This window comes from Streptomyces sp. NPDC048644, assembly GCF_043199105.1.
GTDB lineage: Bacteria > Actinomycetota > Actinomycetes > Streptomycetales > Streptomycetaceae > Streptomyces.
The window spans coordinates 313,057-331,457 of the sequence record NZ_JBICVO010000009.1 but is presented as its reverse complement, the minus strand read 5'-3'; the positions used below and the strand labels follow the sequence as shown (position 1 = coordinate 331,457).

The 18,401-nt window shown below is 71.8% G+C and carries 16 protein-coding genes; 10 read left to right on the top strand and 6 right to left on the bottom strand.

The features are described from left to right. Positions 1-387 precede the first annotated feature (387 nt). From ACGFNI_RS22775 to ACGFNI_RS22765, 3 genes are all read left to right on the top strand, one after another. Positions 388-1,647 (top strand): glycosyltransferase family 4 protein, encoded by a 1,260-nt coding sequence (locus ACGFNI_RS22775; RefSeq protein WP_393686406.1) that lies wholly within the window; start codon positions 388-390, stop codon positions 1,645-1,647. Next, entirely contained in the window at positions 1,644-2,582 is a 939-nt protein-coding gene (locus ACGFNI_RS22770) for a hypothetical protein (protein ID WP_393686404.1), read from the top strand. Before ACGFNI_RS22775 ends, ACGFNI_RS22770 begins: the two co-directional genes overlap by 4 nt. A gap of 500 nt (positions 2,583-3,082) precedes the next feature. Next, entirely contained in the window at positions 3,083-3,298 is a 216-nt protein-coding gene (locus ACGFNI_RS22765) for an I78 family peptidase inhibitor (protein ID WP_393686403.1), read from the top strand. A 114-nt stretch (positions 3,299-3,412) separates the two neighbouring features. On the opposite strand, the gene ACGFNI_RS22760 is transcribed toward ACGFNI_RS22765, so the two are convergent. After that, entirely contained in the window at positions 3,413-4,444 is a 1,032-nt protein-coding gene (locus ACGFNI_RS22760; protein WP_393686401.1) for a phosphatase PAP2 family protein, read from the bottom strand. Between the two features lie 265 nt (positions 4,445-4,709). Continuing rightward, positions 4,710-5,900, bottom strand: coding sequence for a hypothetical protein (locus tag ACGFNI_RS22755; RefSeq protein ID WP_393686399.1), 1,191 nt, complete (start codon positions 5,898-5,900; stop codon positions 4,710-4,712). 213 nt (positions 5,901-6,113) lie between these two features. Here ACGFNI_RS22755 and ACGFNI_RS22750 point away from each other — a divergent pair, with 213 nt between their 5' ends. Together ACGFNI_RS22750 and ACGFNI_RS22745 are read left to right on the top strand one after the other, a co-directional pair. Further along, entirely contained in the window at positions 6,114-7,736 is a 1,623-nt protein-coding gene (locus ACGFNI_RS22750) for an MFS transporter (protein WP_393686397.1), read from the top strand. A gap of 119 nt (positions 7,737-7,855) precedes the next feature. After that, positions 7,856-9,052 (top strand): acyl-CoA dehydrogenase family protein, encoded by a 1,197-nt coding sequence (locus ACGFNI_RS22745; RefSeq protein WP_393686395.1) that lies wholly within the window; start codon positions 7,856-7,858, stop codon positions 9,050-9,052. 47 nt (positions 9,053-9,099) lie between these two features. Here the strand turns inward: ACGFNI_RS22745 and ACGFNI_RS22740 are convergent, their stop codons facing one another. From ACGFNI_RS22740 to ACGFNI_RS22725, 4 genes are all read right to left on the bottom strand, one after another. Beyond that, positions 9,100-9,552 carry a cell division protein SepF gene (locus ACGFNI_RS22740; protein ID WP_393686393.1) on the bottom strand — a complete coding sequence of 151 codons (453 nt, stop codon included), beginning with the start codon at positions 9,550-9,552 and terminating at the stop codon, positions 9,100-9,102. A 387-nt stretch (positions 9,553-9,939) separates the two neighbouring features. After that, positions 9,940-10,902 (bottom strand): ABC transporter substrate-binding protein, encoded by a 963-nt coding sequence (locus tag ACGFNI_RS22735; RefSeq protein ID WP_393686391.1) that lies wholly within the window; start codon positions 10,900-10,902, stop codon positions 9,940-9,942. Beyond that, positions 10,899-11,408: a GNAT family N-acetyltransferase gene (locus ACGFNI_RS22730; protein ID WP_393686389.1), complete on the bottom strand. Its 510-nt coding sequence runs from the start codon at positions 11,406-11,408 to the stop codon at positions 10,899-10,901. The genes ACGFNI_RS22735 and ACGFNI_RS22730 overlap by 4 nt, the downstream gene beginning before the upstream one ends. After that, positions 11,405-12,499 carry an LLM class flavin-dependent oxidoreductase gene (locus tag ACGFNI_RS22725; RefSeq protein WP_393686387.1) on the bottom strand — a complete coding sequence of 365 codons (1,095 nt, stop codon included), beginning with the start codon at positions 12,497-12,499 and terminating at the stop codon, positions 11,405-11,407. The genes ACGFNI_RS22730 and ACGFNI_RS22725 overlap by 4 nt, the downstream gene beginning before the upstream one ends. 446 nt (positions 12,500-12,945) lie before the next feature. On the opposite strand from ACGFNI_RS22725, the gene ACGFNI_RS22720 reads away from it, so the two are divergent. The 5 genes from ACGFNI_RS22720 to ACGFNI_RS22700 are packed head-to-tail and all read left to right on the top strand — an operon-like array spanning position 12,946 to position 18,378. Further along, positions 12,946-13,818, top strand: coding sequence for an amino acid ABC transporter permease (locus tag ACGFNI_RS22720; RefSeq protein ID WP_393686385.1), 873 nt, complete (start codon positions 12,946-12,948; stop codon positions 13,816-13,818). Continuing rightward, positions 13,815-15,704 (top strand): FAD/NAD(P)-binding protein, encoded by a 1,890-nt coding sequence (locus ACGFNI_RS22715; protein WP_393686383.1) that lies wholly within the window; start codon positions 13,815-13,817, stop codon positions 15,702-15,704. The genes ACGFNI_RS22720 and ACGFNI_RS22715 overlap by 4 nt, the downstream gene beginning before the upstream one ends. Continuing rightward, entirely contained in the window at positions 15,688-16,587 is a 900-nt protein-coding gene (locus ACGFNI_RS22710) for an amino acid ABC transporter permease (protein WP_393686381.1), read from the top strand. Before ACGFNI_RS22715 ends, ACGFNI_RS22710 begins: the two co-directional genes overlap by 17 nt. Further along, positions 16,584-17,351 carry an amino acid ABC transporter ATP-binding protein gene (locus tag ACGFNI_RS22705; RefSeq protein WP_393686379.1) on the top strand — a complete coding sequence of 256 codons (768 nt, stop codon included), beginning with the start codon at positions 16,584-16,586 and terminating at the stop codon, positions 17,349-17,351. Before ACGFNI_RS22710 ends, ACGFNI_RS22705 begins: the two co-directional genes overlap by 4 nt. Position 17,352: 1 nt before the next feature. Further along, entirely contained in the window at positions 17,353-18,378 is a 1,026-nt protein-coding gene (locus ACGFNI_RS22700; RefSeq protein ID WP_393686377.1) for an ABC transporter substrate-binding protein, read from the top strand. The last annotated feature ends 23 nt before the right edge of the window (positions 18,379-18,401 follow it).

The following is an 18,401-nucleotide window of genomic DNA, read 5'->3' as shown; positions in this document are numbered from 1 at the left end:
CGGCTCGTACAAGGACAACGGGTGATCTGCGGCCGGGGTCACGCGCGGACCGGAACGGAATCGAACCGATCGCCGCACACGGGAAAGGTGTGCCGGAACCGCTCGCCGAGCGCCGCCTTCCGCGCCGGAGTGCCCCACAGGCCCTGATGCCGCAAGGGCGGAGGCGCCCCGCGTCCTCGCAGTTCCCGCACATCGCTACCAATGCCCTAACTTTTTCGGAACAACTTGGCAAAAGCCCTCAACCCGGAACCCCGGTTCGTGGTCCAACCGTTCAGCTGACACATGCGTGGCACCGTCAGGAGGGGCGGGCACGGGCCACCGGCGCCGCGTCCTGCGGAGCTGCCGGAGGGCCAGGGACGACCGGGAGACCAGGGGATACGGGGACGGATGCACATCTCATTCCTGATTCACAACGCCTACGGCATCGGAGGAACGATCCGTACGACGTTCAATCTCGCGCGCACGCTGTCCGAGAGGCACGACGTGGAGATCGTCTCCGTGCTGCGCCACCGCGACACCCCGGTCCTCGACCTCGTCCCCCGGGTCCGGCTGCGGCATCTCGTGGACCTCCGGGAGGAGCGCCCCACGTACGAAGGCGCCGACCCCGCCCACCGTCGTGCGGCGAAGGTCTTCCCGGCGGCCGAGGGGCGCTTCGGCCAGTACAGCGAGCTGACCGACCGGCGGATCGCCCGGCACCTGCGCCACATCGAGGCGGACGTGGTGGTCGGCACCCGTCCCGGGCTCAATGTGCACATCGCCCGGCAGACCCGGCGCGGTGTGCTGCGGATCGGCCAGGAACACCTCACCCTCGACACCCACAGCCGGGCGCTCAAGCTGGTGCTGCGCCGCGCCTACCCCCGGCTGGACGCGGTCGTCACCGTCACCGAGGCCGACGCCGCCGCCTACCGCCGCCGGCTGCGGCTGCCGGGCGTCCGCATCGAAGCCGTCCCCAACAGTGTGCCCGCGCCCGCCATCGCGCCCGCCGACGGCAGCGGCAAGTGGGTCGTCGCGGCCGGCCGGCTCGCCCGTGCCAAGCGCTACGACGTCCTCGTCCGCGCCTTCGCCGAGGTCGTCGAGCGGCGTCCCGACTGGCGGCTGCGGATCTACGGCAGCGGCGTGGAGAAGGCCGCCCTGCGCACCCTGATCGACGAACTCGGCCTGTACAACCATGTGTTCCTGATGGGCCCTGCCAGCCCGCTGGAGCCCGAGTGGGCCAAGGGCTCCGTCGCCGCGGTCTCCTCCGGTTTGGAGTCCTTCGGGATGACGATCGTGGAGGCGATGCGCTGCGGCCTCCCGGTGGTCGCCACCGACTGCCCGCACGGCCCACGCGAGATCATCGACGACGGGGTGGACGGCCGGCTGGTCCCGGTCGGCGACCCCACGGCGATGGCCGGCGCGCTGCTTGAACTGATCAACGACGACGCGGCGCGGCAACGGATGGGCCGCGCCGCGCTCACCGCCGCCGCCCGCTTCGACCCCGCCCGTGTCGCCGTGCGCTACGAAGCGCTCTTCGGCGACCTGCTCGCGCAGCAGCGCGGCAACCGTCTGCGCGGTGCCCTGCACCGCACCCGAGGAGCACTGTTGAGCGGCGCATACGCCACCAAGGACGCGGCCGTGGCCGCGGTGAGAGGGGCGCGGACGGCATGAACACCCCGACGCAGGCGCCCGCGGCCGGATCCGGCGACGCGACGCCCGACGAGCCAGGCGCGGCCCGCGCCGAGGGGGAGACGGCGGACGACCTGAAGGCCGACTGCATCGCGGACTCCGCGGGCGGCCTCACCTTCGACCTGAACGCACCCCGGGGCGCGCACACCGCCTGGAGCGCGGCGCTGGTGCTCCGGCGGCGCGGTGACACGGCGGACGAGGAGGTACGGCTGCCGCTCGGGCCCAGCGGCGCGGGCCGGCTGCGCGCCGTGCTCCCCAGCACCGTCGCCCTCGACGAGGGCCGCTGGAACGTCTACGCCGACCTCGGGGACGGCCGCGCACCGCGCCGGCTGCTGCCCGGCGTCAACGACCTCAGGTCGCTGGTGGACCGCCGACCCCTGGCGGGCATCGGCCGGCTCGGCGTCCGGATCCCGTACACCACCAAGCTCGGCACCATGGCGCTGCGCAGCTGGCTGCGCGGCCCGCACGCGGAGGCCGGCGACCTCCGCGTGCAGCCGGACGGCATGACGGTCTCCGGGCGTCTCTACGGCGCCGCGCCCGGCCCCGGCGCGCAGGCCGAGGCCCGCGCCCGCCGCGCCGCGCAGGACGGCGGCCCGCGCGCCACCGTGACGGTCCCGCTGACCGTCGAGGGCGCCGACTTCACCTTCACGCTGCCGTACGCGGAGCCGGCCGGACACTGGCGGCGCGGCACCGAGCCGTGGGATCTCTGGCTGCGTCCGGCCGAGGGCGCACGGCCGGTCCGTATCGCCCGCCTGCTGGACGACGTGCACGACAAGAAGCAGGTGTTCACCTACCCCGCGCTGCCGGTCGCCGCGGCGGCCGGAGAGCTGCGGGTCGGCCCGTACTACACCCTCGACAACGACCTGGCACTGCGGGTCGCGGGACCGGCCGGAGCCGACGGGGACGCCGGGGCCTGAGCCGGGCGCGCGGCCCCGGCCCGCCGCCCCCGCGCCGTGCGCGCCCGTGCGCGCCCGCGCCGGATGAGTGGTATGGGTGCGGCGCGGGGCCGGGCGGGGCCGGGCCTGTGACGGGGTGCCGGGCGGGGCTCCGGCGCGATCGGCGGGGTGTTGTGCGGAAAATGTGTGTGGAATGTGTCTCATCGGCGCCATGCGGAGCGGCCGATAAAGTCCTACGGGCGGCGGGAATCCGCCTTACCGGGGCGGGGGAATTCATGCCCTGTGCCGGGGCTCAGGGGCCACTGTCCTTACCGCGTCCGGAATTTGATCACGACGGAATTCGGGCTGCATTATTTTCCACCCGGTTGCGGCATCGGGCGGGGCATATGAGTGAGGGAAGTTCCCGTAAACGCCCCGGCGTTGGCTGTGACACAAGTGTGACCAATGAAAGACCGTGAAGAGACCGGGGCCAGGGAACAGGGGCCTTCCACGCATCGCCGCGGGCGCCTACGGTGACTGTCATGGCTCCCGAACCACACCTTCCGAACGAACCCGATGACGACGTCGAGACCTACGTCGGCCTCGACCAGCAGGACGCCGAGGAGCGGGCCCGCGAGCGCGGCTGGACGACGGTGCGCTCGCTGCCGCCGGGCATGATGATCACCATGGAGTACCTCGGCGGCCGGATCAATTTCGAGGTCAAGGACGGCCGGGTGCACCGCAGCTGGAAGGGCTGACCGGGCCGTTGTGCTCCGTACGACGCCGAAGGCCCCGGCCCTCCAGGAGGAGTGGCCGGGGCCTTCGGTGCGGGGTGGCGGGTGTGCGTACCGGCCCCGCGGTTCGTGGGTGGGTCAGGTGCTCTGGGAGTGACCGCGCCCGGAGGTCGGGCTCAGCGGCGGGGTGCGCGGGACGCGGTCCGCGTGCGGCGGCCGGCGGCTGCCCGCCGGGGTGACGGGCGAGCGCTCCGCGCGGGAGGTGTGCGGCCGGGCCGGATGGTGCGGCCGTCCGTCCGGGGCGCGGGTGGCGGTGGCACGGCCGCCCGGCGGCGCGGGGACCGCCTCGCGCAGCAGGACCTCGCCGTCCGGTGCGACGCGCTGCGGCGACAGTCCGGCGGGCGTACCGGCCGGCAGCGGGCCGCGCAGCGAACCGGGACGCAGTCGCAGCCACAGCCGCAGCAGGATGCCCATGAGGCGGTCCTCCGCCCAGGTCATCGCGGGCTCGAACCACGGCAGTGCCAGCAGTACCAGCAGCCCGGCAGCCCAGCCGAGCAGCACGTCGCTGACCCAGTGCGTACCGAGGTAGACGGTGGTCATGCCGACGCCGAGCGCGCCCAGCGCGGCGATCACCGACAGGGTGCGGCGGCGCAGCGGCGTGGTCGCCAGATAGGCCAGCACGCCCCAGGTGACCACGGCGTTGGCGGTGTGGCCGGACGGGAATATATCGCCGCCGAGCCACATCTCAGTGGAGCCGACGGTGGTCGCGTAGTGCGGTCCGAGCCGGCCCATGCCGATCTTGGCCGCGCCCACCGTCATGTTCAGCAGCAGCAGCGAGGCGCCCAGCACCAGCAGCGGGTGGAGGTTGCGCTGCCGCCAGCAGCGCCAGCCCAGCCAGGCCGCGACGGCCAGTGCCGTCGGTCCGCGCTGGCCCAGGACCACGAAGTAGTCGAGGAAGGCATGGATCGACGGCCATTGCTTGTAGGGCCGGAAGAGCATGACTTGCCAGTCGAAGGTGACCAGCCATGTGGAGGCCAGCACTCCGGCCACGATCGCGAAGTACACCGCCAGCGTGCCCCAGAGCAGCCATAGGCGGGTCTGTGTCATGCGTGGTCGGGCGCGATCGGTCGGGCGCTCCTCCATCTGGTCGAGCTTGTCATCGGTACGCACTCAATCGACGTTACCGCGTGCGATGTACGTGCCTGGTCAAACCGTGCGCTTTGTAATGACGATGTGATGTGGAATGGGTCTCAAGCTGTGCCGGGAAGCGTGGAATCGGAACGGAATTCACGGGGAATCGGATTCCCGTACCGGCATCCGCGTGTCGTCACACCGAGAGCTTTATCTGTTTTTCCGTACGGCCGTTTATCCGTGATTTGCGTGCCGTTAGGTGATCGTTTCCCGGCAACGGCGGTCACGGAGAGAGATCTTCCGGTCACGGAGGGCCCGAACCGTTCAGCCAGAACGCGCCGTATGCCGCCGACGCCGCCGCGACCACCCCGACCAGCAGCCCGGCGCGCAGCGGTCGCCACCGTGCCAGGCCGGCGGCGAGCGGCAGCAGCAGCGGGAACGCCGGGAGGATCAGCCGAGGCTTCGACCCGAAGAAGCCCTTGGCGGTCAGCGCGAGGAACAGCACGAGACCGCCGTAGACCAGCAGCGGCAGCGGCTGCCCCCGCCGCGCGCCGTGGAGGTACAGCCAGATCACCAGCACGACGGCGGCCAGCAGCCCGAGCCCGGTGGCGAAGCCGGGGCCCGACAGGAGGCCCCAGAGGTAGGTGGCGAACGCGATGCCGCCGTCGAAGCCGTTGCCCCAGCCGCCCTGGACGTCGAGGTAGCCGGTGAAGCTGCCCTGCCGGGCGCCCACCCACAGGAAGAAGCCGCACCAGCCGAGCGGCGCCAGCAGGACACCCGTCACCATCCCGCGGTGCCTGGCCAGGCTCGACCGCAGGCTCGCGCCGCCCGCCCGGTCGTTCCACACGGTGACCGCCGCGGTGATCCACACGGCGGCGACCACCGCGGCGCCCACCGGGCGGGTCAGCCCGGCCAGTGAGGCCAGCGCCCCGGCCCACATCCAGCGCCCGGTCAGTACGGCGTACAGGCTCCAGGCGGCCAGCGCGGTGAACAGGGACTCCGAGTACGCCATCGACTGCACGATGCCGATCGGCAGCGCGGCCCACAGTGTGGCCAGCGCGATGCCGGCCCGCGGCCCGTGCAGCCGCTCGCCGATCGCGTACAGCGCCCAGGCGGCGGCGAGCGAGGACAGCCAGGCGACGGCCATCCCGGCGTCGGCGGCGGACAGCGGGAGGAGCGCCGACAGGCCCCGCTCCAGCCAGGGCAGCAGCGGGAAGAACGCGAGGTTGGAGTGGATCAGGCCGGGCACCGGTTCGACGGTGTAGCCGTAGCCCAGCTCGGCGACGCGGGTGTACCAGAGCGAATCCCAGCGGGCGGTCAGCAGGGTGTGCCAGTTGTTGCCCGCGGCGGCGGACCACACGGCGAGCACCGCGACGCCCAGCAGACGGATGGCCGCGAACGCCGCCACCGCCGGCAGGGCGCGGCGCAGGGCGGCCCGGGTGGCGGGGCGGCACAGCGTCCGGCCGGGGGCGGCGGTGGAGGCGAGGTCGTTCATCGGGACGATTATCCAGGTGACGGGAGAGGGCTGTGCCGTCGCGGGGGGAGGCAACTCCTACCGCTGCGATGCGCGTCTCATCGAGAGGTGAGCCACACGTCCCGCTGCGCGACTCGCGTAGTCTGACGTCTCAACTCGCCCGTGCCGCCGGTTTCCCCGGGGCTTTTTCGCGCCCTGATCCGCGGTCGCGAGAGCATGACAGGAGGTGCGTGCATGACCGGGACGACCCCGTCCGGCACGGGACGGACGGCTGGTGTTCCCCGGATCTCAGGGGGCGGCGCGAACCGCTGGACCGTGCTGATCGTGCTCTGCGTCAGCCTGTTGTTCGTCGCGCTGGACACCACGATCCTTTACGTGGCGGTGCCTTCGGTCACCGAGGACCTGCGTCCAGGGCCGGTGGAACTGCTGTGGATCGTCGACGTCTACCCGCTCATCGCGGCGTCGTTGCTGATCCTGTTCGGCACCCTCGGCGACCGGGTGGGACGCCGGCGCATTCTCCTGCTCGGCTACGGCCTGTTCGGCCTCGCGTCGGCCGCCGCGGCCCTCGCGCCGAACCCGCAGATCCTGATGACGGCGCGTGCGCTGCTCGGTATCGGCGGCGCCATGATCATGCCGGCCACGCTGTCGATCCTCCGTCAGGTCTTCCCCGACCGGCGGGAGCGGGCGGTGGCGATCGGCGTCTGGAGCGCGGTGGCCGCGGTCGGCGCCGCTGTCGGTCCTGTGCTCGGCGGCTTCCTCGTCGAGAACTTCTGGTGGGGCTCGGTCTTCCTCATCAACATCCCGATGATGCTGGTGATGCTGCTGATCGGGCGCTGGATGCTGCCCGAGTCGCGCGGCGAGCGCAACGGACCGTGGGACGTGGTCGGTGCGGTCATCGCGGCACTCGGCGTGCTGGGTGTCGTCCTCGGCGTCAAGCGCATCGGCAGCGGTGCGGTCGTGCTCGGTCCGACCACGCTCGGGCCGATCGTTCTGGGCGCCCTGCTGCTGGTCCTGTTCGTCCGCAGGCAGCGCAGGCGGGAGCATCCGCTGATCGACGTGCGGCTGTTCGCCAGGCCCGCGTTCGGTACATCCGTCGGCTGCATCGTGCTGGCCATGCTCGCGTTGGTGGGCCTTCAGCTGATAGCGGTCCAGTACCTCCAGCTCGTCCTTGGGCTGACGCCCTTGCAGACGGGCCTGCGGATGCTGCCGTTGGTCTTCGCCGCGATGGCGGCGGGGCTCACCGGCTCGCGGATGCTCCAGGCCGTCGGCCCGCGCGCGATGGTTTCCTGCGGCTTCGTCCTCACCGCAGGCGCGGTGCTGTGCCTGACGGCGATGAACGCGCAGGACCGTTTCTGGCTGCTCTCCCTCGGCTTCGTGCTGCTCGGTTTCGGCTTCCAGAGCACGCTGTTCGGCGCGTACGAGTCCATGCTCAGCGAGGCGCCGCCGGAGCAGGCGGGCGGCGCGGCGGCGATCGGGGAGACCTCCTACCAACTCGGCGCCGGCATCGGGGTGGCCCTGCTCGGCAGCGTCATGAACGCTGCCTACGCCCCGGGCCTCGGCCATGTCGACGGCGTACCCGCGCGGGCGGCGGCTGCGGCCTCGCACTCGTTGGGCGAGGCGTACAAGGTGGCGGCGGGACTCGGCGGTCCGGCGCGTGCGGTGCTGCGGGAGACGGCGCGCGACGCCTTCGTCCGCGGCCTGCACGTCACCCTCGTCGCCAGTGCCGTGCTGCTGCTGGTCGGCGCGGCCATCGCGCTGCGGCTGCCGCGCCGGGCCGCGGAGTCGGTGGAGCGCGCGGAGGGCGACAACGCCGCCGGCTGTGACAGTGAACCCGCGGCGGCGAGGGCCGGCGGCTGACGCGAGCTGCGGTGGCGCGGCGGCTCTTGCCCGCGCGGTGCGGCGGGCCGTACCGTCGGTGCGAGCAATAACTACCACTGCTAGTTTTCGCGCGTGCCGATCCTCCCGGAGGCCCCGTCATGTCCGCAAAGCCGTCATCGACGCTCCCGCCGTTCGACCCCGCCGACCCGCTGGGCATCGACGACCTGCTCACCGACGAGGACCGCGCGGTACGCGGCACCGTCAGGCGCTGGGCAGCCGACCGGATCCTGCCGGACATCGCCGACTGGTACGAGCGCGGCGAACTCCCCGGCATCCGCGAACTCGCCAGGGAACTCGGCTCGCTCGGCGCCCTGGGCATGTCGCTGACCGGCTACGGCTGCGCCGGTGCATCCGCCGTCCAGTACGGTCTCGCCTGCCTGGAGCTGGAGGCGGCCGACTCCGGTATCCGCTCGCTGGTCTCCGTGCAGGGCTCGCTCGCCATGTACGCGATCCACCGCTACGGCTCCGACGAGCAGAAGCAGCAGTGGCTGCCGCGGATGGCGTCCGGCGAGGTCATCGGCTGCTTCGGCCTCACCGAGCCGGACCACGGCTCCGACCCGGCCGGGATGCGCACGTACGCGAAGCGGGACGGCGGCGACTGGGTGCTCAGCGGTCGCAAGATGTGGATCACCAACGGCTCGGTGGCCGGGGTCGCGGTGGTCTGGGCCGCCACCGACGACGGCATCCGTGGCTTCGTCGTGCCCACCGGATCCCCGGGGTTCTCGGCCCCCGAGATCAAGCACAAGTGGTCGCTGCGCGCCTCGGTGACCAGTGAGCTGGTGATGGACGAGGTGCGGCTGCCCGCCGATGCCGTGCTGCCCGGCGTCACGGGGCTGCGCGGCCCGCTCGGCTGCCTGAGCCATGCCCGCTACGGCATCGTCTGGGGTTCGCTGGGCGCCGCCCGCGCCTGCTTCGATGCGGCGCTGGAGTACGCGACGACGCGGGAGCAGTTCGGCAAGCCCATCGGCGGCTTCCAGCTCACCCAGGCCAAGCTCGCGGACATGGCCGTCGAGTTGCACAAGGGGCTGCTGCTCGCCCACCACCTGGGTGTGCGGATGGACGCGGGGCGGCTGCGGCCCGAGCAGGTCAGCTTCGGCAAGCTGAACAATGTCCGTGAGGCGATGGAGATCTGCCGCACCGCCCGGACCGTCCTGGGCGCCAACGGGATCTCCCTGGAGTACCCCGTCATGCGGCACGCGACCAACCTCGAATCGGTGCTCACCTACGAAGGCACCGTCGAAATGCACCAGTTGGTGCTGGGGAAGGCGCTCACCGGTCTCGACGCCTTCCGCTGAGCCGAGGGGGAGGGGCGGTGGTGAGCCGCCGCCCCTACCGCCCCACCTCAGCTCTGGTTGAAGAAGCCGCCATTGCGGTGGCCTTCCTTCTCGCCGCTGACGACCTTGTAGTCGGCGGGGGTGAGCAGGAAGACGCGGGTCGCGACCCGCTCGATCGAGCCGCGCAGCCCGAAGGCGATCCCGGCGGCGAAGTCCACCACGCGCTTGGCGTCGGCCGACTCCATGGCCGTCAGGTTGACGATCACCGGGATGCCCTCCCGGAACAGTTCGCCGATGCCGCGGGCGTCCGCGAATCCGTCCGGGGTGACCGTGGCGATGCGGGTGCCCTGGTCCTGAGCGCTGCTGCTCTCGGCCACCCGGAGCCGTGGGTCGGTCACCCAGGAGCCGCTCGCCGGGTTGCCGGGCTCGGCCCCCTCGGCGTAGTCGTCGTCGTAGTAACGCTCGTCATCGTTGTCGTCGACGAGGCCAAGCCAGGCACTCGCCTTGCGCACCGATCCCATGGACGCCTCCTCTCACCCGCGGTGTCTGTATGTCCGCCTCTCTATGGTCGTCCATGATGCGGAGGGAGTGCCAAGTGGATAGCCGCCGCACGGGGGGTTCGTGACACATCTGGTGCAGAGAGGGTGGCGTCTCGTCAGGTCCCGGGGTGCAAAGGGAACTGACGGCGTGACGGACGTCACGATAGAGGTGGGTGGCGGGTGCTGTCGATATGGGGTCCGGACGGAATCGCCGGGCGACCGGCGGGTCGGTTCCGTGGGGAGACCTGGGTATATGTCCGAAGCATCGGATACCGGATGCACCGGTCGCACGGTGCTGGACGAGGGCGTACCGGTGCGGTGCGGACGGCGGGGCACGGACGGTGGTGGCGGCCGGCCGTGCCCCGTGGTTCAGCGGCCGAGTTCCGGCGGGCTGATCTGCGAGGTCTTGATGGCCGACGGGGAGGTGCCCCACTTCTTCAGGATCCGGTCGTACCTCCCGTCCTTCTTCAGCCGGTTGACGGCCGCCTGCACGGCGGCGGTCAGGGGGCTGCCCTTCTTGAAGGCGAAGCCGACGTCGAGGCGCTGGAATTCGTTGAGGAAGCGCAGGCCCGGCTGCTGGCGTACGGCGTAGCGCAGGCCGTTGATGGTGCTCATCACCACGTCCGAGCGGCCCTGCTGGAGGGAGATCCACAGCGCGCCCTGTTCGGCGTAGGTCTTGACGTCGTAGGGCTTCTTCCCGGCGGCGGTGCAGTCCTTGCGGTGATCCTCCAGGGTCGCCTCGAAGGTGGTGCCCGCGCCGGTGGCCACCGTCAGGCCGCACAGCTGCCGCAGCGAGGTGACCTTCTTCAGCGGGCTGTCGTCGCGGACCGCGAAGCCCTGGCCGTCGTTGATGTACGTGACGAAGTCGATGGCCTTGCGGCGTTCGTCGGTGACGCCGAAGTTGCCGGTGCCCAGGTCGTACTTGCCGCTGTCGAGGGCCGGCAGGATCGCCTCGAAGCCGGCCACCTCGCGGGTGAGCCGGACGCCCAGGACCTTGGCGACCGCGTCGGCGAAGTCGATGTCCTGGCCGGCCACCGTCCGGCCGTCCGGGAGGTAGGTGGCGCCGGGCGGGGCGCCGACGCTGCTGGCCAGCGCGAGGGTGCCGCGCGACCGGACGGCCGCGGGCAGCAGCTTCGCGGCCGACGGGTCCTTCGGGATGCCGGAGACGACGTCCGTGGTGGGGATCTTCGCGGCGGCCGGGTCCTGGTCCTGCGCGCCGGCCGCCGGGCCGCCCGCCCCGCAGGCGGTGAGCGGGAGGGCGACGGCGGCGAGCAGGGCCGCGGCCCGCAGGGTCACGGTGCGCGGCCGTCGGCGGGAGGTGGGGGTGGTCATGGGTGCGCGGTCTCCAGGTGTTTCTCGAACGGCAGCGGGCCGATCGATTCCGGGGGTGCGGTGACGTCGAACAGCGGGCGGTATCCGGTGGCGAGGTAGAGGTCCCTGGCCTCCGGCTGGCGCGGGCCCGTCGTCAGGTAGATGCGGGTGTAGCCGCGCTGTGCCGCCTCCCGTTCCAGGACGTCGAGCACCCGCCGGGCCAGCCCGCGGCGGCGGTGCGCCGAGTGCGTCCAGATGCGCTTGAGTTCGGCGGTGCTGCTGTCGTAGCGGCGGAAGGCGCCGCCGGCGACCGGTGCGCCGTCCTCCATGAGCAGCAGGAAGGCCCCTCCGTGCGGCGGGGTGAACTCCTCTGCCGGGTACTCCTGGCTCAGGTCGAAGGGGTGGTTGTAGCGGGTGCTGTATTCGTGGGTGAGTGCGTCGAGCAGCGGCCGGGCGAGCGGGTCGGTGGGGGCGACGTGGCGCACGGTCGGCCGGTCGGCCCGCAGCGGGCGGGGCGTGGTGGTCATCCGGCCACCTTGGCGGGGCGGGCCGGGTCGCCGGAAGCGGCTCCGGACGGATCCGGCCAGGCCAGCGTGTCGGGCAGCTCGTGGCGCAGCGCGGGCAGCACTTCGGCGGCGGTCAGCCGCAGGACCTCGGCCTTGCGGGCGAACGGCAGCCCGGCGACCTCGACGGAGAAGAACTGCAGCGCGTGGCCGTAGGCGTCGTGCTGCCTGCGGATCTTGTCGGCGATCCGGTCGGGGGAGCCGATGAACGCGGGGCCGTGGCCGGCCGCGTCGTCCACCGTGCGGAACGGGGTGTTGTTGCCGGGGACGTCACGTCCCGCGACGGCCGCTTCGTAGTAGGGGCCGAACTCCCGGCGGGCGGTGCGGTCGTCGGCCGCGGCGTAGAGGGTGCCGCCCGAGCCGACCAGCGCCGTCGACGGATCGTGTCCGTAGGCCGCCCAGCGGGCGCGGTAGTGGTCGATCAGCCGGGCGTAATTGGCCACCGGCTGGATGGCGTTGGCGGCGAACAGCGGATCGCCCCAGAGCGCGGCGAGTTCCACCGAGCGTTCGCTGGTGGCGCTGCCGTGCCAGATGGCGGGCGGACGCTGATGGGGGCGGGGGAGTGTGGTGACCGCGTCGAGCGGCGGCCGGAAGCTGCCGGACCAGGAGACCTTCTCCTCGCTCCACAGCCGGCGCAGCAGCTCGTAGTTCTCCTCCTGGAGCGCGTACTGGTCGTCCGGATCGCGGCCGAACAGGGCCCACGGCTCGGGGGCGTTGCCCTTGCCGATGGTCAGCTCCAGACGGCCGCCGGAGAGCTGGTCGACGGTCGCGTAGTCCTCGGCGACCCGTACCGGATCGAGGGTGGAGAGCACCGTGACGGTGGTGAAGAGCCGGATGCGGCGGGTGCGGGCGGCGATGGCGCCCAGGACGGCGGGCGGGGAGCTGGACAGGAACGGCGGTCCGTGCCGCTCCCCGACGCCGAACGCGTCAAATCCCAACTCCTCGGCCAGTACCGCGAGTTCGATGACCTCGTGGAACCTTTCGGAGGGGGAGACAAGGTGCCCGGACAGCGCGTCCGGGGTGTGGTCGATCAGTGTCATGACGCCGAAGCGCATACCGCGCCCTTCTTCGAGCATGCCGAAGGAACAGGGGGGACGAAAAGGGGAAGGCGAGGGGAGTGCGCCGCGGGGCGGCGCGGGTGTGAAGGCGCGCGGTGACGGGAGAGAGGAACCGCGGATCGGCCCGGCCGGATACGGCAGCGGGCTTCAGGGCAGGGCGTCAGCTCAACAGGAGGACGACCACACGCGACCGAAGTCGATGTGGTCACGGGTGACCAGCCACTGCCATGCATTCATGCCGCTAAGTGGAACAGGCATCCGTTTCCGCGTCAACAGGGAAGTGATCCACCGCTCACAATATGGACAACAACGTGGACACCCTTGACAGTGAGGGCTGTTCACCTCATAGCCTCTTGGAACGGCCGTGCTGAGGGGCGCGACCGTTCTGCCTGTGTGAAGGCGCTCATCTCCCGTGTTCGATCACGAATCCACGGAGCCTTCGCATGTCTTCCGGCACTCTCGACACCCTTGCCGCATCCGCCGCGGCCCCGCCCGGCGGCCCGCATTCCACGGATCCCGTCCCGCGCATCGTGCCGCGGCGCCCCGTCGGCCAGTGGGCGGCGGCCACCGTCGTCCTCCTGCTGCTGGCCCTGGCCGTCCGCTCCGTCGTGCGCAACGACGCCTTCCAGTGGGACGTGGTCGCCGACTACTTCCTGACCGACGCCGTGCTGCGCGGCCTGGGCCTGACCCTCTGGCTGACCGGCGTCGTCATGGTGCTCGGCTTCGCCATCGGCACCCTGCTCGCCGTCATGCGGCTCTCGGCCAACCCCGTGCTGCGCGGCGTCAGTTCGGGCTACGTATGGCTCTTCCGGTCGATGCCGATCCTGGTGCAGCTGCTGTTCTGGTTCAACATCGGCGCGCTGTACCCGACGATCCTCGGCGTCAAGACCGTCCAGCTGCTCGGCCCTGTCACCATCGCCGTCATCGGCCTGACCCTGCACGAGGCCGCCTACGCGGCCGAGGTCGTGCGGGCCGGCATCCTGTCCGTCGAGAAGGGCCAGCTGGAGGCCGCCCAGTCGCTCGGCCTCGGGCCCTGGCGGCGGCTGCGCCGGATCGTGCTGCCGCAGGCGATGCGGGCGATCGTGCCGCCGGCGGGCAACATGCTGATCGGCACCCTCAAGGGCACCTCCATCGTCAGCGTGATCGCGGTCAACGACCTGCTCTACGCGGTCCAGTTGATCTACCACCGCACCTATCAGGTCATCCCGATGCTGCTGGTCGCCACCCTCTGGTACATCGCGGTCACCTCGGTGCTCGGCATCGGCCAGCACTTCGTCGAGCGGCACTACGCCCGCGGGACGGCGGGTGCCAGGTGAAGCCGTCCGTGGTGATCGTGGGGGCCGGGCCGCGGGCCACCGGCATCATCGAGCGGATCGCCGCCAACGCCCCCGAGCTGTACGGCGACGAGCCCCTCGACCTGCACCTGGTCGACCCGTACCCGCCGGGCGGCGGCCGTATCTGGCGCCGTGACCAGTCCCCGCTGCTGTGGATGAACTCGCTCGCCGAGGACGTCACGATGTTCACCGACGACACCGTCGAGATGGCAGGTCCGGTACGTCCGGGGCCCTCGCTCGCCGAATGGGCCGCCGGGGTGCGCGCGGGGGAGGTACCCGTCGACGCGGCGCTCGCCGCCGCCGTCGCCGGTCTCGGGCCCCGCGACTTCCCCGGCCGCCGGATCCAGAGCGCCTACCTGGGCTGGGTGTACGAGCAGGCGGTGGCCGCGCTGCCGCCGCGGATCGCCGTCCACGAGCACCGCCGCCGTGCGGTACGGGTCGCGGGCCCGCGCGAGGGCAGGCAGCAGGTCTGGCTTGAGGGCCGCCCCGCGCCGCTGACCGCCGACCTCGTCGTCCTCACCCTGGGCCATCTCGACGCCCAACCGCCATCCGAACAACGGGAGTTGGCGCGGTTCGCGGCACGCAACGGGCTCACCTACCTGCCGCCCGACTTCACCGCCGACAGCGACCTGAGCGCCCTGCGGCCCGGCGAGCCGGTGCTCGTACGGGGCTTCGGCCTGGCCTTCATCGACCTGATGGTGCTGCTCACCGAGGGCCGCGGCGGCACGTACCGCACGGAGGCCGACGGCCGGCTGACCTACCACCCCTCGGGACGCGAGCCCGTCCTGCACGTCGGCTCGCGGCGCGGGGTGCCCTACCACTCCAAGATCGGCTACGAGCTGGCGGGACCGCGTCCGCCGCTGCCGCGGTTCCTCGGGCCCGCCCAGATCGACGCGCTGCTCGCCCGCCCCGGCGGCTTCGACTTCCGGCGCGACGTGTGGCCGCTGATCGACAAGGAGCTGGGCTTCGCCCACTACCACCGGCTGTTCGCCGCCCACCCCGAACGCACCCTGACCACCTGGCCGGAGTTCGAGCGGCGCTACGCCGCCGCGGAACCCGGCAGCCCGGCGCTCGGGGAACTGGCCGCAGCCGCGGTCCCCGACCCCGCCGACCGGCTCGACCTGGACGCGCTCGACCACCCGCTGGCCGGCCTGCGCGTCCGGGACACCGACGCGCTCCAGGACACCCTGCGCGGCCACATCGAAGCCGACCTGGCCCGCCGCCACGACCCGGAACACAGCCCCGACCTGGCGGTCTTCCTCGGCCTGCTGTCCGTCTACGGCCAGCTGGTGCGGCTGGGCGACCGCGGCCCGTGGTGGCACGGATTCTTCAGCTTCCTCGCGTCGGGCCCGCCAGGCCCCCGGCTGCACCGGCTGCTCGCCCTCTCCCGGGCCGGCGTGGTGCGCTTCATCGGCGCGGACGCCACCGTCACCGCCGACGAGCGGACCGGACGGTTCACGGCCGGCTCGGCGAGCGTGCCGGGCGCGCGGACCGAGGCCCGCGCGCTGGTCGACGCGCGGCTGCCGGAGCCGACGGTGACGGCGTCCCGGGACCGGCTGCTGCGCGCGCTGCACACCGACGGCGCGGCGGCCACCCCCGCCGGGCTGCTGTCCGTGCACCCCGCGGACGGCCGGATCCTGGACCGGGCCGGCCGCCCGCACCCGCGCCGCTTCGCCCTCGGCCCGCACACCGACGCCCGCTCCAGCGGCGCCTTCACCCGGCCCCGCACCAACGCGCCCTCCTTCCGGCAGAACGACGCGAGCGCGCGGGCGCTGCTCACCTTCCTGGCGCAGCGGGCCGGCCGGCGGCACGCCGTCGCCGCCCGCACCGCACCCACATCCGAGGACTCCCATGCCGCTGACCACTGAACCGCCCGCCGAGAAGACCGCGACCGAGCGGGCCGGGCCACCGCGGGCGGGCGATCCGGCGGCGCTGAAGGTCGTGCCCGTACGGCATCCCTGGCGCTGGGTCGCCATCGTGGTCACCGCCGTGCTCATCGCCCAGTTCGCCCACGGGCTGATCACCAACCCGGCCTGGGAATGGGGGGTGTTCGCCCAGTTCTTCACCGCGCAGACGGTGCTCAAGGCGGTCGGCGTCACCCTCCAGCTGACCGTCTACGGCACCGCGCTCGGCTTCGCCCTCGGCATCGTGCTGGCCTTCATGCGGCTGTCGGCCAGCCCCTTCCTGCGCTGGGTCGCACTCGGCTACATCTGGGCGTTCCGCTCCATCCCGCTCATCGTCCAGCTGCTGTTCTGGTTCAACCTCGCCTACCTCTACAAGCGGCTCGACTTCGGTATCCCGTTCGGGCCCGGCATCTTCTCCTTCGAGACGATGGGCCTGGTGGGCGCGCTGGGCGCGGCGGTGCTCGGCCTCGCCCTGCACCAGGCCGCCTACGCCGCGGAGATCGTGCGCGGCGGCGTACTGGCCGTGGACGGCGGCCAGTTGGAGGCGGCAGCCGCGCTGGGCATCCCCCGGCTGCGGCAGCTGCGCCGCATCGTGCTGCCGCAGGCGATGCGCTCGATCCTGCCGAACGCCGCCAACGAGGTCATCTCCCTCTTCAAGGGCACCTCGATCGTCTCGGTCATGGCGATCGGCGAACTCTTCTACCAAGTCCAGGTCATCTACGGACGGAACGGCAGGGTCGTCCCCCTGCTGATGGTGGCCACCGCCTGGTACATCCTCCTGACCAGCGCGCTCTCCGTCCTCCAGCACTACGTGGAACGTCACTTCGCGAAAGGCATGACCCGATGAGCGCCCCTGCCATGGTCGATATCAAGGCCGTCCACAAGAGCTTCGGATCGCTGGAAGTGCTGCGCGGCATCGACCTGGAGGTGAAGGCCGGCGAAGTCACCGTCGTGCTCGGGCCGTCCGGGTCGGGCAAGTCGACGCTGCTGCGCACCATCAACCACCTGGAGAAGGTCGACAGCGGATCGGTGAGTGTGGACGGCACGCTGGTCGGCTACCGGCGCTCCGGCGACAAGCTGTACGAGCTGCGTGAGCGCGAGATCCTCAAGCAGCGCACCCACATCGGCTTCGTCTTCCAGAACTTCAACCTCTTCCCCCACCTGACGGTCCTGGACAACATCACCGAGGCACCCGTATCGGCGCTGCGCCGCCCCAAGAAGGACGTCACCGCGACGGCCCGCGCGCTCCTTGAGCGGGTGGGCCTGGCCGACAAGGCCGACGCCTATCCGCGGCAGCTCTCCGGCGGGCAGCAGCAGCGGGTCGCCATCGCCCGCGCGCTCGCGCTGGAGCCCAAGCTGCTGCTCTTCGACGAGCCGACCTCCGCCCTGGACCCGGAACTGGTGGGCGAAGTACTCGACGTCATCAAGGACCTGGCCGACCAGGGCACCACGATGATCGTCGTCACGCACGAGATCGGCTTCGCCCGTGAGGTCGCCGACACCGTCGTCTTCATGGACGACGGCCGGATCGTCGAGCAGGGCCCGCCCGCCGAGGTCCTCGACCACCCGCGCCACGCGCGCACCACGTCCTTCCTCTCCAAGGTCCTGTGACATGCGGACCCCCCGAAGAACCGCCAGGACAACCCTTTTGAGGAGCAGCCCCGTGATCCGCCGCCGCACCCTGTCCGCCGTCGCCGCGCTCGCCGCGGGCTCCGCTCTGCTCACCGCCTGCGGGGACGGCCGGGCGTCGGACGACGACGCGGTACCGGCCGGGGCGAAGGGCTCGTCCCTCAACATCGGCCCCGACCAGCACCGCATCCGCGGGAAGAAGGACGCGTCCGCCGCCGCGCTGGTGCCGCAGCGTGTCCGCAGGGCCGGTGCGCTGCGCATCGGGGTGGAGGCAGGGAGCGTCCCGCCGCTGAGCTTCTACGCATCCGACGACCGGACCCTGATCGGCGTCGAGGAGGACCTGTCCACGCTGGTCGCCGACACCCTCGGCCTGAAGCCGCAGTTCGACCCGCTGTCCTGGGAGAACCTCTTCGTCGGCCTGGACAGCGGCAAGCTCGACGCCGTCTTCTCCAACGTCACCGTCACCGAGGACCGCAAGCAGAAGTACGACTTCGCCACCTACCGGCTCGACGAGCTGGCCATGGAGGCGAAGAAGGGCAGCGGCTGGAAGGTCCGCGGGCCCAAGGACGTCGCGGGCAGGACCATCGCGGTCAGCTCGGGCACCAACCAGGAGAAGATCCTCGTCGGCTGGAGCGAGCAGAACGAGAAGGCGGGCCGCAAACCGGTCGACATCAAGTACTTCCAGAAGAACTCCGACACCTACCTGGCCCTCCAATCGGGCCGTATCGACGGGTACTTCGGACCGAACCCGACGGTCGCCTACCACGCGAAGACCACCGGGCAGACCGAGAGCGTCGGGCACTTCTCCGGGGGCGGCGACCGCATCCAGGGCAAGATCGCCGCCACCACGAAGAAGGGCAGCGGCCTGGCCGCCGCGTACGCCGCCGCGCTGCGCAAGGTCATCGCCGACGGCAGCTACGCGAAGGTGCTCGACCGCTGGGGACTGTCCGCCGAAGCCCTCACCACCTCGCAGGTCAACCCGCCCGGCCTGCCCAAGACAGCGAACTGACCCGGCGCAACGGAAGGCACACC

Coding starts and splice junctions, on each gene's coding strand:
- ACGFNI_RS22775 (WP_393686406.1), top strand. CDS start 388: ATGCACATCTCATTCCTGATTCACAACGCCTACGGCATCGGAGGAACG.
- ACGFNI_RS22770 (WP_393686404.1), top strand. CDS start 1,644: ATGAACACCCCGACGCAGGCGCCCGCGGCCGGATCCGGCGACGCGACG.
- ACGFNI_RS22765 (WP_393686403.1), top strand. CDS start 3,083: ATGGCTCCCGAACCACACCTTCCGAACGAACCCGATGACGACGTCGAG.
- ACGFNI_RS22755 (WP_393686399.1), bottom strand. CDS start 5,900: ATGAACGACCTCGCCTCCACCGCCGCCCCCGGCCGGACGCTGTGCCGC.
- ACGFNI_RS22750 (WP_393686397.1), top strand. CDS start 6,114: ATGACCGGGACGACCCCGTCCGGCACGGGACGGACGGCTGGTGTTCCC.
- ACGFNI_RS22745 (WP_393686395.1), top strand. CDS start 7,856: ATGTCCGCAAAGCCGTCATCGACGCTCCCGCCGTTCGACCCCGCCGAC.
- ACGFNI_RS22740 (WP_393686393.1), bottom strand. CDS start 9,552: ATGGGATCGGTGCGCAAGGCGAGTGCCTGGCTTGGCCTCGTCGACGAC.
- ACGFNI_RS22735 (WP_393686391.1), bottom strand. CDS start 10,902: ATGACCACCCCCACCTCCCGCCGACGGCCGCGCACCGTGACCCTGCGG.
- ACGFNI_RS22730 (WP_393686389.1), bottom strand. CDS start 11,408: ATGACCACCACGCCCCGCCCGCTGCGGGCCGACCGGCCGACCGTGCGC.
- ACGFNI_RS22725 (WP_393686387.1), bottom strand. CDS start 12,499: ATGCGCTTCGGCGTCATGACACTGATCGACCACACCCCGGACGCGCTG.
- ACGFNI_RS22720 (WP_393686385.1), top strand. CDS start 12,946: ATGTCTTCCGGCACTCTCGACACCCTTGCCGCATCCGCCGCGGCCCCG.
- ACGFNI_RS22710 (WP_393686381.1), top strand. CDS start 15,688: ATGCCGCTGACCACTGAACCGCCCGCCGAGAAGACCGCGACCGAGCGG.
- ACGFNI_RS22705 (WP_393686379.1), top strand. CDS start 16,584: ATGAGCGCCCCTGCCATGGTCGATATCAAGGCCGTCCACAAGAGCTTC.
- ACGFNI_RS22700 (WP_393686377.1), top strand. CDS start 17,353: ATGCGGACCCCCCGAAGAACCGCCAGGACAACCCTTTTGAGGAGCAGC.